The organism is Calyptranema fuscum S582, assembly GCF_055793305.1.
Genome location: NZ_JBSLYH010000034.1, coordinates 22403 through 36906, shown reverse-complemented (window position 1 = coordinate 36906; position 14504 = coordinate 22403). Strand labels below are relative to the sequence as shown.

Here is a 14504-nt window from a genome sequence, read left to right as displayed (position 1 = left end):
GGAACTACAGATTATGTTCCTATGGAGTCATTGCATAGGAATTGCATCATGGCTTCTAGTGTTGCAAACACGAAATTTTGCAACATGGGGGTTTGGGGGCTGCGCCCCCAAGAGGGGGTGGAGGGAGTTTCACCCCCTCTAAAACTTTTAAGTTGGTGTACTAGGGTTGGATCAGGAGGGACGCACTCAAGCGGACACGTGTTGTCTTTCACGTCCAGACGACATCCCTCACAACCTGGCAATGCCAGGATTCATCAACCTTCGTCTTCCCAAGATTCAACGGCTAGCAAATCACCAATGGGATCTTGCATCGAAAATTCAAAGTCTTCCAGTTCGCGCTTCCAATGCGACCATTCGTCGCCATAGAGCAACGCAATTTTCCAGATACTATCTGTTGGCTTGACAACCTTGGAATCGACGAGCGATCGCACCTGACGCTGGAATTTAACCATCGGGTAAACAACCGGCTGGTCCATCACACTTTTAGTCATAGATTCAATTTTCTAAAATACCTTCACTTGAGGAGTTGTTTAGCAGCCCTGAAACAGTCTTTTAATCGACGTAGCTAGCTGGCAGTGCTGCAAAGTTTCTTTCCAACTATAAATCGTAGCACAGGAAATCTATAAAGTGCCCTGCAACCCAGCAAAACATTCATTCATAGATGATTCATATAGCAATTGCCCAGAAAAATGAGGAAATCTTACGTGATTTTGAATCTCTATCCGAGACATGAGGAGAAACGTCGGTAGCAAGACCCCGTTTTCCAAAGAATTTCTGCCGGAGTCTTTGCGTTTAAAGCCTTTAGAGACTAGAATGTTACCTTTGGGAAGTATTTGAATTCACAGGATTAATAGAGAGGAAGCCCAGTAATGTCGCGATATCGAGGTCCTCGCCTCAGAATTGTACGCCGCCTTGGAGAGTTGCCCGGTCTTACCCGGAAATCTCAAAATTCATCAGGAAAGCGAGCAAACCCACCCGGTCAGCATGGTGCGAACCGCAAAAAGCGTTCTGAATATGCGGTACGACTGGAAGAGAAGCAAAAGCTACGGTTCAACTATGGGTTGAGCGAGCGCCAACTGCTTCGCTATGTGCGTAAAGCTCGTCGCGCTGCAGGTTCTACAGGGCAGACTTTGCTGCAACTGTTAGAAATGCGTTTAGACAATACCGTCTTTCGCATGGGTATGGCTCCCACAATTCCGTCTGCACGGCAATTAGTCAACCATGGTCATGTCACCGTCAACGGTCGCATGGTCAACATTCCTAGCTATCAATGCAAGCCAGGAGAAGTGATTGCGATTAGAGATAGCGATCGCTCTCGCAAACTGGTAGAAGCCAACCTTCAGTTTCCTGGACTGGCTCACTTACCTAGCCATTTGGAATTTGACAAAGCGAAGTTGGTGGGTAAGGTCAACGGCGTCATTGAACGCGAGTGGATCGCCCTTCAGGTTAATGAACTGCTGGTGGTTGAGTACTACTCTCGTAAGGCATAACGCTTATTTTACGCATCCGAGCGGCTGCGGTTGCGACATCAAAAATCTCTCATCAAACTCTCTGAACCGTCATTCAGGGAGTTTTTTGTATGGCGTTTGAGAAGTGCCGACCTGAACATTAAGTCTATTAAAGACTTGATCGCTTTATAAGCAATCTTCTCGCGCAATTGGTATACCTAAGATTGAGGATCGTGGATTTCATAAAATCGACGGTTTGTTTTGGATAGCACGGCGTTGCCACGACTCCAACAATAACCGGCTGGGTTTTACGGAAGGTATGCTCCTCAGGAAGACTGCTAGAGCAGTCTAGGCGTGCTTCTATCGACTGAACATTTCTTGTTGGGTTTGACTTTGCGGGTTTGACTTTGCGGGTTGTCTGTAAACGTCGATCGAAGGTGCCAGTAATGCCTCACGTCTGTTGTGTTTGTTGTGGAAGCGTCCGGTTGTGACGCTTCCGCAACAAACACAACACATTCAGAGCATTATTTAATAAACTGCAACAAAGAGAGAAACCTGGATTGTTCGCCCCAGATAGAGTACCGCAGGGTTTGGAACTTTTCTCTGACCCTCAAAAATCGATCCGACCCACATAAGGGAGCTACTACTTAAAACGTGACGAGTCTGATAGATCGTGCATCGCACGGAGGACTCGTCTAATTTAGATTTAAGAAAACGCAGATGTTTATCTTTAGTAGCGTGGTATTGCCATGCACTAACTATAAAATCTCCAATTTTCTGCAATCGCTGCTCCCCCTTGCTTAGACTCGATCAACGTTCGCTATCAGGTTGCTCAATCGCAGGCATCGCAACTCGTGGATGAAACCACTGAGTTTGCAGGGCTGGCTCTATCGACGTCAATACCGTCTTCCTTAACCCTTGCTGTTACGTCCTCGCCCTAAGGTTTTCTATGAGACAGCACTCGGTACAACTTGACCCTCTCAATAGTCCCTTCCCTGTGCCCTGGAATTGGGTCTTAGCCACCCTGGCTGAAGGAAGTGCGATGCACAGTGCTAGAACTCGGTATTACCGGAGTCAATCGTTAATTTCGCCTGATAGTCAATTTGCGGCATATAGCCGCATTCAGATGCGAGTATCGACCGAGTTTACTCAAAGTCGCGTCAGCAGCGTCATGTTTATCGAAAATCTTAAAACGGGCGATCTACAAACGATTACAGCTGAATCTCCGTTTGCAGATAATCCATTTGTTTCAGATGCTGAACCCCAAGAAGCCGGATCTATTGCAATTTTGATCCCGATTGCCTGGTCAAAAGATGGCGATCGCATCCTGGCACGAGAATTTGAATCTATTTTTGGTTCAGATGTTGCCTCTGACTTTGCCGTGGTTTGGGATCGACAAAAAAATCGAATTCGCACGATTTCTCCGTCGGGGGTGCAATATACCAATGCAGTTTTATTAGGCTGGAGCCAGTTGCATCCCGATCGCGTGTTGTTTCGGGCAGGCAATATGGGTGAGGAAAACTGGTCAGTCTGGTCTGTAGACTCGACCGGGCAAACGAATACAGCCCTAGAAGACCAACCAATTACCTTTGGTAAAGTTTCGACCAATGTCTGGGCAGGGCCTCAAGCCTATCGATAAAGAGGATTGATCGGTTGTGGCAAGATTGAGTCTTGGACATGAGCATTGGCTGAGGCAAATTCTCTAGTCGCTCTAAACCCTGCTCAACATATGGCTCAAACAATGGAACCCGAAACGATCGAAGTGAATCCACGGTTGATTGCTGCCAATAATCATTTTGGTTTTAAGCTATTTTTACAAATTGTCCAACAAACAGCGGGTGAGAATGTCTTGATCTCACCCATGAGTGTGGCGATCGCGTTGTCAATGGCTTACAACGGTGCCAACGGTGACACACAACAGGCAATCGCCGAGACATTGGAGATCCAAGGAATCAGCCTGGACGAACTCAATCACGCCAATGTTGTCTTAAAAAACCGGATAGAAGCCTCTGACCCAACTATCAAACTGGCGATCGCCAATTCTCTATGGGGACGAGAAGGTACCGAATTTAAATCTGACTTTTTACAAAATATCCGATTATTTTATAACGCTGAAATCGCCAGTTTAGACTTTAGTAGCCCAGATGCCTCCAGCATGATTAACTCGTGGGTAGCACGTCAGACCGAAAACAAAATCCGCGAAATTGTGGACGCGATTAACTCCGATACGGTGCTGTTTTTAATTAATGCAATCTATTTCAAAGGCACCTGGTCAGACCCATTTCATCCAGAGTTCACCAGCGATCGCCCCTTCCATTTATTAGACGGTACCGAAAAACAGCAGCCGTTGATGTCGCGCCAGGATGACTATCCCTATTTCGAAACCGATCAGTTTCAGGCAATCAGTTTGTCCTATAGCTCAGGGCAGCTGAGTATGGATATTTTTCTGCCGCGTCCAAACTTTACTCTCAACGAGTTTTATCAGTCGCTGACACCCGACCCGTGGAACCATTGGATCAAACAGTTTCGCAGTCGCACGGGATTGATCCAATTACCCCGGTTTAAGTTTGACAGCGCCATTGGCTTAAAAGAAAGCCTCAACGCTATGGGGATGGCGATCGCTTTTGACCCACAGCAAGCAGATTTTTCGGGCATTAGTGATGACGCCGGTTTTATCAATCAGATACAGCACAAGACCTTTATCGAAGTCAATGAAACGGGTACCGAAGCAGCAGCGGTTACCTCTGTCGAATTCGTACGAGCCGCGATGCCCATCGACGCACCGTTTCAAATGATCGTCGATCGCCCTTTCTTTTTCGCCATTCGCGATCACCAAAGCGGCTCGATTGTGTTTATGGGGTCGCTGGTAAATCCGGAGTAAGACATCAGGACTTACGGATTCGCTACTCTTGAAAATCAGCAGAGGACACTATCCGTATTACACCATCGAGTCAGGCTGGCAATGGATTGAAAAGCGGCGCAGAGCGCCGCTTTTCAACCTGCTAATTTTGAGGGTGTAGTGCTGTGGTTAACATTTGCACCCTGCAATCGGTTTGGGGGTGAGGCGTTCTAAAATTTGCTGGAGCACCATGGCAGTCCAATCGACATCTTCTTGAGTTGTGTGCCGTCCTACCGTCAGCCGGATACCACTTTTGGCAGCGCGATCGCTCAACCCCATCGCTTTGAGAATCGGACTGGGCGTGAGTTTGCCACTGTGACAGGCAGATCCGGCACTAATGCCAATGCCTGCCAGGTTCATCTGCCGTACCAGCGTTTTGCCGCTCACGCGATCGCCATCGGCACTACTTAGATAAAAGCTGATGTGATGGGGTAACCGATGCAAGCGATCGCCCGTGGGCACTAAATCGGAGATCACTGCCAGTTGGTCAAACAGGCGATCGCGCAATTGGATCAATCGTGGGGTTTCGGTCGAGAGTTCGTGTGCAGCTAACTCTGCGGCAATGCCAAACCCTGCGATCGCTGGCACAGCTTGAGTTCCAGAACGCAACTTAAACTCTTGTCCACCACCCCCCAACAAGGGCACCAATTCTACTCCCGGACGCACGTATAAGGCACCCACCCCTTGCGGCCCATAAAGCTTGTGGCTGGAAAGAGACAATAAATCCACCGGCAACTGCTGCACATCAATGGGCAATCGCCCTGCAACCTGTACAGCATCGGCGTGGAATATGGCACCGTGATTCCGGACGATATGCCCCAACGCTTCAATCGGCTGTAACGTCCCGATTTCACTCTGCCCATAGATAATTGAAACCAACACTGTATTGGGCTGGAGTGCGGCTTGTAAGTCTAACGGATCGACCCGCCCCTGGGCATTCACAGGCAACCGGGTCACCTGCCATCCCCACTGTTCTAATAATTTGGCAGGTTCTGAAATGGCAGAATGTTCGATGCTGGAAATAATCAAATGCTGCGGCACCACATACTGCCGCGCAACGCCCATAATCGCGAGATTGTCTGCTTCTGTTCCTCCAGAGGTGAAAACAATAGCTGTTGGATCTGCATTAATCAAGCTGGCAACCTGGATTCTTGCCTGCTCCAAGGCGATCGCCGCTCGTTCACCCCAATGGTGCAGGCTAGACGGATTTCCCCATTGCTCCGTCATGATTTGCTGCATCACGGCGATCGCTTCTGGTCGCGTGGGTGTCGTAGCACTATAGTCCAAATAAATTTGCATGGATTACCAGGAATTGCGGCGTAGAGTGATGAAGATCGCTATTTTCAGGATATCTCTCCGGTGATTCGCAGTCACTTGCGATTAACAAATCATTCAAGGGATAGAGTAAGTGTCCCCACAAAATGAAACCCCACAACTTTTTTGGGAGAGTGCGGCTCTGCCGCACTCTCCCAAAAAAGTTATTCGAGTTATTTTTATGAGGAGTCTAAGGTGTAAGATCAGCGGCTTGTGAGAGGCGTAGCTCGAAAGAGATACGCTGCTCACAAGCTACCCAGGATCGCTATAGATTAAGTTGAGACCCTGTTTTTTTTCAGAACGGCAGCCTGTATTGATAGTGAAGCAAATCAAGATTGATCGACAGCGAGAACATCAAGCCAATGAACGCACCTTTCTGGCATGGCTGCGCACCTCGATCGCATTGATTGCTTTTGGGTTTGCGATCGCTCGTTTTGGCTTATTTCTGCGGCAACTTCAATTTTCATTGACCCAACAGGAACTCCCAAGTCATCCGATCTTCAACTCCGAGAACCTGGGATTTACCTTAGTCATTTTTGGCATTGCGGCGATCGCATTAGCCGCATGGCGCTATAACCAGGTGTTTCATCAAATCGAAAGCGGCGACTATCGCCCCAGCCGACTGATGGTATGGCTCATGACGGCGGTTGTGATGATTTTAGGTACCCTCAGTATCCCTTTGATTCTCTGGCGTGAACTCACACCCAGTCCACCAACGCCCAACAAAGAAAATCAAACTCATTTGCTCAACCCATTGGTCAACCAACGTAAATTGAACAAAAATAAGCTGGACTAGTACACCCACTTAAAAGTTTTAGAGGGGGTGGAGGGGGTTTTACCCCTCTTGGGGGCGCAGCCCCCAAACCCCCATGTTGCAAAATTTCGTGTTTGCAACAACTAGTGGTCTGTCCATTAAAAATGGACGGTTGAAACGGGTGATGTGCCGCGCTTCGCGCGGCACATCACCCGTCAGAAAATACGTGACAAAGCACTAGCGCCGCTGTCCAGATTGGCTGAAGAATGATATGCGAGAGCGACGGCTCTGCCGTCGCTCTCGCAAAAAATCAAGTTTGATTCAAGCCCCAAGCTTTAGCAGTCCCCAATAAATCTAGAACATTACCTCGTAAAACCAGAATGTGTTGCTAGACTGATATGAGATCAACCACATCCCACTTAGGTTTCCCACAGACATCTATGTTGAAACGTTCTACCCTTGACCCTGCCCAACTTGCACGTCGCTCTGAAGATTTAGTGAATGCTGCGTCCAATCGCTATCGCATCACCGTTCAAGTTGCGAATCGGGCACAACGTCGGCGCTACGAAGAGTTTGACAACATTGATGATCCCAAAATGAAGCCCGTGATTCGCGCCATCATCGAAATGTCTGATGAACTGACCCAACCTGAAATTATTGGTGAATAGCTGAAGTGGATGGCTAATGTGCTCGTGCTTCCAGCCTTAAAAACGCTCTATCAAAAGCTGATTTTGCCGACCCTGACGGTTTGCAAGATCAGCTTTTTAGCTGTAGTCCGCAGAACTACGCCGCTAAAATTTGCCCTGTTGGCGATCGCAAGCATGGGCAGTTGCCTGATGCTATCTGCGACCACTCCCTCTTGGGCTGAGAACAGCCCGCCCCAGGCAGCAGCTCCTCAACGGATAGCCCAGGTTGAATCTTCTCAACCTAATTCCCAGCGGTTCAGAATTTACGATGCGTGGCAAGCTGTTTATGATCAGATGCCAGAGTTGCCGCTCGAAAACCAATACATCAGCAGCGAAACCGGCGAACCCGCGACCAACAACACTCTGATTGATCGGTTAATTCGCTACCACGCTTTTCTGAAAGGTCGTCCTCCCAACTCGCGATTGGATTGGAAGCTGACCCTCGCCGATTATCTGGGCGAAAACGAACCGATCCTGGCATTCCGCTATCCGGGAAATGACACCCTAACCACAAATCCATTGCAGGATGATATTGCGGCGATCGGGCAACTCAATCGGGCACAGCGTGAACAGTTAATTCGTGCGCTGGTGACGACCTTTACCCAGACTGAACAAAATTCATCTACGACGCCTTCAACAACGCCTTCTGCGACCCCTTCTACGCCTGCGCCAGCAAATACTCTACCCAGTTCCAATCCTTCCAATCCCGTCATTGTAGGACCCGGAGCGGCTGAGTTGTTGATGCCTTAATTGATCTAGTTTGAGCTGGCACAATCTTAGCGAAAAATTTCTGTCTACCCCCCTAAGACATAGATTGATTGCGTAATGTACCGATATGCTAGCGGAGCTAACAGTTTTTCGCTAAGATTCTGAAAATTATACGGTTGAACTCAATCTATGGTGATAACTGGAGTTTTATCGACCGTTAACTCCTGATTCTTATACCCAATTAAACAGGATTCACGACAGCGGCAGGGAGGGTGTGTGAATTGCCCCCTGCACTCCAATCTGTTGCCGTTTCTGTTTCAATTGGTATCCCAATAGACGCAGTACAACTGAATCCTTTTCGGGAGAATTTTGTATGAGTGCCATTATCTTTTTGTTACAGCTTGCCGTTATAGTCGTTGTGATTGCGGGTGCGTGGAAAACGTTTGAGAAAGCAGGTCAACCCGGATGGGCAATCCTAGTGCCCATCTACAATGTCTATATCATGCTACAGATTGCTGGCAGACCCGCGTGGTGGTTAATCTTAGCAATTATTCCGTTCGTTAATCTGATCCTTTTCATTATTCCCTTTGATATTGCCGCTAAGTTTGGCAAGGGAATGGGCTATGGATTTGGACTCTTGTTTTTACCATTTGTGTTCTACCCGATTCTTGGGTTTGGCAATGCCCAATATCGCCCATAAATCTTTAATTCGGTAATAGTATTCATGTCATGATTTTTTGTGGCGCGGGCGACGCCCGCGCCACAAAAAATCATTACTTTCTCGGACTACCCTTAATTAAACTAAGTCTGTTTTAAGAACTGAGGTAGAATTCAGGTTTCACGATGGGTTTGGATCTCGATTTAGTGGATGGGGAGGATTGAACATGCGCCAAAGCTCGATTCAACTTCGGTTTTCGCGGCTTGGCTCGGCTGTGCTGGCGATCGCAGTCTCGTTAATATCACAACAGGCGATCGCCCAGAGTTCGTCAACCTGCGAGCCTCCCAGTCCTGGAGAATATCTGCTCCTGGTTTTAAACGAAACTGAAGATACTCCAACGCAACTTCAGCAAACCTTACCCGCCAATGCCTCGATCTCGACCTGCAATTATTTAGGCAGAGAGGTGAGCCGTGTCAGCGGCTTTGACGACCCTGACGTTGCCAGTTCTTGGGCACAGTATTTAACCGATATTGGGGGCTTACAAGCATTTGTCGCTCGTCCCTCCGAATCAACTGACACTCCGGCTCTGACCCCAAATCCGGCTCCAACAGGCACCGCTACTGCCACTACGACCCCTACTGCACCTCCCAGCCCTACCGTTACAGCACCGCCACCCCCGGCTCTGCCCGTCTCCACCAGCGCTGCTGCCATTGACCCTGCGTCTACCCCTGCCACGCCAAACCCTACACCTGAAACGACCCAGAGCAACCCTGCACCTACGGTCACGGCTCCGCCACTGGAAGCGGCTGCGGCAACCGCTGAACCCAGGGATACTGCGGCTAACGCTATCACCCGTCGCTATAACCCTCAGCCTTTGGAAGCGGGTTATGCCGTGCTAGTAGACTATGCCAACCAACCCGACATCGCCGCCGAGGTCAAACAATTACTCTCGCGGGATATTGGCTTGGTGTCTTACAACCAGCATCCCTATCTATTGGCTTTATATACAGCAGATCCAGAAGTGGCAAGTACAGTATTGAGGACGTTGAGCGATCGCAATTTTTCTGCGCTGGTGGTCGATAGCCGCCGAGCCGTGCTGTTAACCGATGTGGTTACAACCCCTTAGGATCTTTACAAAATTAAAATCCATAACTGTTTTGGGAGAGTGCGGCTCCGCCGCACTCTCCCAAAACAGTTATTCTTTATGAGGATCCTTAAGGATCATGGATTTAATAACCTGTAATTCTTGGGTAAGGGCGCACAGCGGTGCGCTTCTACCCCTGCACCCCGTTATAAAACAGTTAAAACAAGTGATGTGCCGTGCTTCGTGCGGCACATCATTCGTCAGAAAATACTTAGCAAAGCACTCTAATAGGCCTTCGTCGCTAACCACGAAACCGCTACCCCCAGGGCACATCCGGCAAACACTTGCACCGGCGTATGACCTAAAAGTTCTTTGAGGCGCTCCTGGTTCAGTTCGTGATTTTCGCGAAAAAGTTCATCGACAATTTGATTGAGAATTCGGGCTTGACGTCCCGCTGCTTGTCGGACTCCAGCGGCGTCGTACATGACGATAATGGCAAAAATACAGGCGACGGCAAATTCACTGCTTGCCCAACCTGCACTTTGCCCAACTCCTGTCGCCAGAGCCGTGACCAATGCCGAATGAGCGCTGGGCATCCCACCCGTTTCTACCAGAGTGCGAAAGCTCACCTTACCATGCCGTGCAAACTCAACGACCAGCTTCAGAATTTGGGCAAGGATACAGGCAATGACTGCAATCCATAGCACGTGGTTGTCCAAGACTTGGCTAAAGTTTTGCATAGCAGATCGAAGGATTAGTGGGTACGAGCGGTAATGTAATCGGCAAGCGCAATCAGCGGATTAGCGCGATCGCCATAAGGCTCTAGCAAGGCTTTCGCATCAGCCACCAGTTGATTGGCCTGACGTTTCGACTCTTCAATGCCCCACAAACTGGGATACGTCACTTTCTGAGCTTGCAAATCTTTACCCACCGATTTCCCCAATTCTTCTTGAGTTGAGGTGATATCCAGCACATCATCAACAATTTGAAATGCCAGCCCAATGTTCTGCGAATACTCAGATAGACGCTGCAAATCATCTGCTGAGGCACCTGCCAAAATCGCACCAGACACGACGGAGGCTTCTAGTAGAGCCGCCGTTTTGTGGCGATGGATAAAATTAAGGGTGTCTAACGTCACATCCGTTTTGCCTTCAGAGTCGAGGTCAACTACCTGACCGCCGACCAATCCCGCTGCACCAACGGCACGACCCACCCGAGCAATGACCTGTAAGACCCGCTCTGCCGGAACTTGGCGAGTCTGGGTGGCAATAAACTCAAAGGCATAAGCCAGCAATCCATCTCCGGCGAGAATTGCAATGTCTTCGCCATAGACTTTATGATTCGTCAGTTTGCCCCGACGATAATCGTCGTTATCCATTGCAGGCAAATCATCGTGAATCAGAGACATGGTGTGAATCATTTCCAGGGCGCAAGCAGTAGGCATTGCCATCTCTGGAGTGCCGCCAATCAATTCACACGTTGCCAAGCATAGAATGGGGCGCAGACGTTTGCCCCCTGCCATCAGCGAATAGCGCATGGCATCGTAAATCTTTTCTGGATACACAACGGCGATCGACTGATCGAGCGCAGCTTCGACTTGCGGCTGACGGTCTGCTAGATAGGCAGACAGATCAAACGCCGAGTTAGAGGTGTATGTGCTATTGGTTGCAACCATCCCTGGATTCACTGAAGTAGTTGTCATCTCCTCACCATGTCTACAGCGTTTTGGAACCAGATGCAATCACCTGGTTGTAAAAATCATCAATTCAACTTTTGTCGATAGCTCCACACTGTATTGTGCATCAGCATGGTTACCGTCATCGGACCAATGCCACCCGGCACGGGGGTGATCCAACTGGCGATCGCTTCAACTCCTGCAAAATCAACATCTCCCACCAAACGTTCGCGCGGTTTCCCTGCCGAAGACTCGTCAGGGGGCAGCAGTATTCGGTTCATGCCGACATCCACCACGACAGCACCCGGTTTCACACTATCGGCAGTGATCAAATTAGGACGACCGACGGCAGCTATTAGAATATCGGCACTGCGGGCGATCGCCTCTAAATCTGGTGTTTTCGAATGGGCGATCGTCACCGTCGCATCAGCTTCCAATAACATCATTGCCATCGGTTTGCCAACCAGGATACTGCGCCCAATCACCACCGCTTGTTTACCTTTAAGCTCGATCTGGTACGTTTCCAACAACCGCATCACACCCGCTGGGGTGCAACTGCGTAACCCCGGCTCACCCCTCACTAACCGCCCCAGATTGACTGGGTGTAAGCCATCGGCATCTTTATCGGGGTCAATCTGGTTGAGCAATGCCACCGAATCAAGATCACCAGGTAAAGGCAGCTGTACCAAAATGCCATCCACCCGCTCATCTTCGTTGAGCATCGCAATGGTGTGTTCAAGCTCGTGCTGGGTCGTTTCTGTAGGGAAATGTTTGCCAAAGGAAGCAATGCCAATCCGATTACAAGCCCGTTCTTTATTGCGAACATAGGCAGCGCTAGCAGGATTGTCGCCGACCATCAGGACTGCCAAGCCGGGAGGACGTCCTGCTTGCTCTTGCAAGGTTTGAATCTCTTGAGCCAGATCAGCTTGTATCTGCTGCGCCAGAGATTTGCCATCCAATAAACCAGCCATAATCTGAAGTGCCTTGGGAAAATTCCTCAATAGATCTCAAGACTCTTTAGTGTCGCAGATTTTGTTCCCTCTGACAGCCTGCTTTCCGCCCTGTTCTAAAAAGTGTTAACAAACATGGATAGTACCTGACGCAATTATGCTCCTGATACAAATAACTGGAATACCTGTTTTGAGAGCGTGCGGCAGAGCCGCACGCTCTCAAAACAGGACTCCTATTAGGAATTCCACCCCCTACACCCCATCCTGGCTCAAATGCGTACGGCGATAAAAGTGGCTTTGAAAGGGGCTGAGGCGATATGGTTGAGGCATCGACCAGGTTTCAAATTGGTTATGAATTTTTGCAAAAGCGTGCGCCTATGCAAAAAATTCACAGCAGATCTGGAACACTACCCTTGTCATCACTCGGTGTCATCGAATTTTGAACAACTCCTGAACCTTGTAGCCATGAACACTCCAGACCCACTTGATAATCAGGATATTAAACATTTACAAAGCTTTATTTATTTGATTCCGGTTGTAGGGTTCTTTCCAGCACTCTGGACGCTCTATCGTAGAGATGGCAATCGCGAACAGCGAAATGCCAGTCGGTTGTCAGTGATATTGGCATTGGGCTGGTTGTTGGGCTATGTTTTGCTGGGGTCTAGCGCCCAGGCAACCGAGTCTCTTAACCTGCTGATCATGAGCAGTTTGCTGACATCAGGTTATTTTTTAGTTAATCTTTGGCTCATGATCCAGTTATGGCAGCGCCAATCGTTGAGTCTACCCGGCACCTCTGCCAAGGGCGATCGCGACTTTTCTACCAAAAAAATTCGTTACTGAACCGTTTTCCGAATTTTGTAGTAGATTTTTAGGCACTGAGTTACAAATCCTTCATCGTGTGAGTGTCGAGGCAGTTTGTGTCCACCCCAAACATTCGAATTCTTTTTTCAGAGTCATCCAAAAAGCAAAAGAAGAAATCACCGAAGCCGGGACGAAATCGCTGGTTATTTTTAATGTTGGGGCTATCAGGGGTGGCGATCGCCTCAGCCACAGCAGGCGCACTCCTGGCAGTTTCTATTGCCAGTACCCCCTTGTTACAAAGCAAACTAAGTCCAGAAGACGAGGCAGTGTTCAATCAAGGAGACGACATCTCCACGAATATGAACTTTCGGCTACCGCAACTGACCCGCCCCGTAAATATTTTGGTGCTGGGTGTTAAAGTGCTTGCCTCTGATTTATCTGATCCACCTGAAGAGGTTAAAGATCTGGGGTACGACGCACTGGTCGATTCGTTTGATGGGCTGTCAGACACAATGTTGCTGTTGCGGTTTAGCCCAGAAACCGGACAGGTCGTGGTGCTCTCGATTCCGCGTGATACCCGAACCTATGTAGAAGGGGTCGGCGTCACCAAACTCAACTCAGCGAATGTGTATGGCGGTCCTGCCCTGGCAGCAACATCTATTCGCGATCTGCTGGGTGATGAGGTGCCCATCGATCGCTATGTTCGAATTAATGTGCAAGGCGTAGAAAAATTGATCGATGCCTTGGGTGGGGTCACCCTCTATGTCGCGGAAGATATGCGCTATGTTGATGAATCTCAACACTTATATATCGACCTTAAGCAAGGCGAACAACACCTTGACGGAGCGCAGTCGCTCCAGTTTTTACGGTTTCGTTACGATGCTAACGGAGATATTGGGCGAGTGCAGCGACAGCAACTATTTATGCGCACTCTCATCGAACAAGCCCTGAGTCCATCGACGGTGACACGAATACCGCAGATCCTGTCTGTCATTCAAGATAATGTCGATACCAACTTAAGCGTAGAAGAGCTAGTTGCCTTAGTCGGGTTTGCCTCCCAAACCGATCGCTCGGATGTGCAAATGTTGATGCTGCCGGGAAACTTCAGTGCTCCCGGACAGTATGACTTGAGCTACTGGCTCCCCAGCGATCGCCGGATTGCTGCCGTAGTATCTCAGTATTTTGGGGTGGGCATGGCTCAGGAAGCATCCGACGATCCCAACTATCTCAATATTGCGGTGCAAGACAGTACAGGCGAGCCCGATGCGGTTGACCAACTGATCTCGCTCTTGAATGAAGATGGGTACGGCTATACCTATGCAGATGCTCCCTGGAGCGAACCGTTAGATGTCACTCGCATTATTGCGCAACGGGGTGATGTCGCCAGTGCTGAGGCGATTCGGCAGATTCTGGGAGTGGGAGAAGTGCGGGTAGAAAGTACAGGAGATTTGAAATCAGATATTACGATTCAACTCGGACAAGATTGGTTGCAAACCGAACAGGCAAGACAACCCATCGACCCATAGT

Annotated in this window: 15 protein-coding genes; 10 read left to right on the top strand and 5 right to left on the bottom strand. The window is 49.1% G+C overall.

All coding sequences use genetic code 11. The features are described from left to right. Nucleotides 1–254: 254 nt before the first annotated feature. A complete protein-coding gene (locus tag ACR6Z4_RS21145) occupies nt 255–476 on the bottom strand; it encodes a DUF4327 family protein (protein WP_479719302.1) in 222 nt (73 codons plus the stop codon). A 393-nt stretch (nt 477–869) separates the two neighbouring features. Between ACR6Z4_RS21145 and rpsD the strand changes: the two genes are divergently transcribed. From rpsD to ACR6Z4_RS21130, 3 genes are all read left to right on the top strand, one after another. Next, entirely contained in the window at nt 870–1490 is a 621-nt protein-coding gene (rpsD, locus tag ACR6Z4_RS21140) for a 30S ribosomal protein S4 (RefSeq protein ID WP_479719301.1), read from the top strand. A gap of 907 nt (nt 1491–2397) precedes the next feature. Further along, nucleotides 2398–3087, top strand: a complete 690-nt coding sequence (locus ACR6Z4_RS21135; protein ID WP_479719300.1) for a hypothetical protein — start codon at nt 2398–2400, stop codon at nt 3085–3087. A gap of 45 nt (nt 3088–3132) precedes the next feature. Continuing rightward, nucleotides 3133–4329 carry a serpin family protein gene (locus ACR6Z4_RS21130; RefSeq protein WP_479719299.1) on the top strand — a complete coding sequence of 399 codons (1197 nt, stop codon included), beginning with the start codon at nt 3133–3135 and terminating at the stop codon, nt 4327–4329. 147 nt (nt 4330–4476) lie between these two features. Here the strand turns inward: ACR6Z4_RS21130 and ACR6Z4_RS21125 are convergent, their stop codons facing one another. Continuing rightward, a complete protein-coding gene (locus ACR6Z4_RS21125) occupies nt 4477–5646 on the bottom strand; it encodes a cysteine desulfurase family protein (RefSeq protein WP_479719298.1) in 1170 nt (389 codons plus the stop codon). A gap of 331 nt (nt 5647–5977) precedes the next feature. On the opposite strand from ACR6Z4_RS21125, the gene ACR6Z4_RS21120 reads away from it, so the two are divergent. From ACR6Z4_RS21120 to ACR6Z4_RS21100, 5 genes are all read left to right on the top strand, one after another. After that, nucleotides 5978–6457 (top strand): YidH family protein, encoded by a 480-nt coding sequence (locus ACR6Z4_RS21120; RefSeq protein ID WP_479719354.1) that lies wholly within the window; start codon nt 5978–5980, stop codon nt 6455–6457. Nucleotides 6458–6855: 398 nt separating this feature from the next. After that, complete coding sequence (locus ACR6Z4_RS21115; protein ID WP_479719297.1) at nt 6856–7083, top strand: DNA-directed RNA polymerase subunit omega; 228 nt, start codon at nt 6856–6858, stop codon at nt 7081–7083. A gap of 9 nt (nt 7084–7092) precedes the next feature. Further along, a complete protein-coding gene (locus ACR6Z4_RS21110) occupies nt 7093–7851 on the top strand; it encodes a hypothetical protein (protein ID WP_479719296.1) in 759 nt (252 codons plus the stop codon). A gap of 331 nt (nt 7852–8182) precedes the next feature. Next, nucleotides 8183–8509, top strand: a complete 327-nt coding sequence (locus ACR6Z4_RS21105; protein ID WP_479719295.1) for a DUF5684 domain-containing protein — start codon at nt 8183–8185, stop codon at nt 8507–8509. Nucleotides 8510–8693: 184 nt separating this feature from the next. Beyond that, the gene (locus ACR6Z4_RS21100; RefSeq protein WP_479719294.1) at nt 8694–9593 is read left to right on the top strand and encodes a hypothetical protein; all 900 of its coding nucleotides are present in this window, start codon (nt 8694–8696) and stop codon (nt 9591–9593) included. 242 nt (nt 9594–9835) lie between these two features. On the opposite strand, the gene ACR6Z4_RS21095 is transcribed toward ACR6Z4_RS21100, so the two are convergent. From ACR6Z4_RS21095 to folD, 3 genes are all read right to left on the bottom strand, one after another. Next, nucleotides 9836–10291 carry a divergent PAP2 family protein gene (locus tag ACR6Z4_RS21095; protein WP_479719293.1) on the bottom strand — a complete coding sequence of 152 codons (456 nt, stop codon included), beginning with the start codon at nt 10289–10291 and terminating at the stop codon, nt 9836–9838. A 14-nt stretch (nt 10292–10305) separates the two neighbouring features. Next, entirely contained in the window at nt 10306–11226 is a 921-nt protein-coding gene (crtE, locus tag ACR6Z4_RS21090) for a geranylgeranyl diphosphate synthase CrtE (protein ID WP_479719353.1), read from the bottom strand. An 86-nt stretch (nt 11227–11312) separates the two neighbouring features. Continuing rightward, complete coding sequence (gene folD, locus ACR6Z4_RS21085) at nt 11313–12197, bottom strand: bifunctional methylenetetrahydrofolate dehydrogenase/methenyltetrahydrofolate cyclohydrolase FolD (RefSeq protein ID WP_479719292.1); 885 nt, start codon at nt 12195–12197, stop codon at nt 11313–11315. 444 nt (nt 12198–12641) lie between these two features. On the opposite strand from folD, the gene ACR6Z4_RS21080 reads away from it, so the two are divergent. After that, nucleotides 12642–13016 carry a hypothetical protein gene (locus tag ACR6Z4_RS21080; RefSeq protein ID WP_479719291.1) on the top strand — a complete coding sequence of 125 codons (375 nt, stop codon included), beginning with the start codon at nt 12642–12644 and terminating at the stop codon, nt 13014–13016. A 77-nt stretch (nt 13017–13093) separates the two neighbouring features. Further along, nucleotides 13094–14503: an LCP family protein gene (locus tag ACR6Z4_RS21075; protein WP_479719290.1), complete on the top strand. Its 1410-nt coding sequence runs from the start codon at nt 13094–13096 to the stop codon at nt 14501–14503. Nucleotide 14504: the final 1 nt, after the last annotated feature.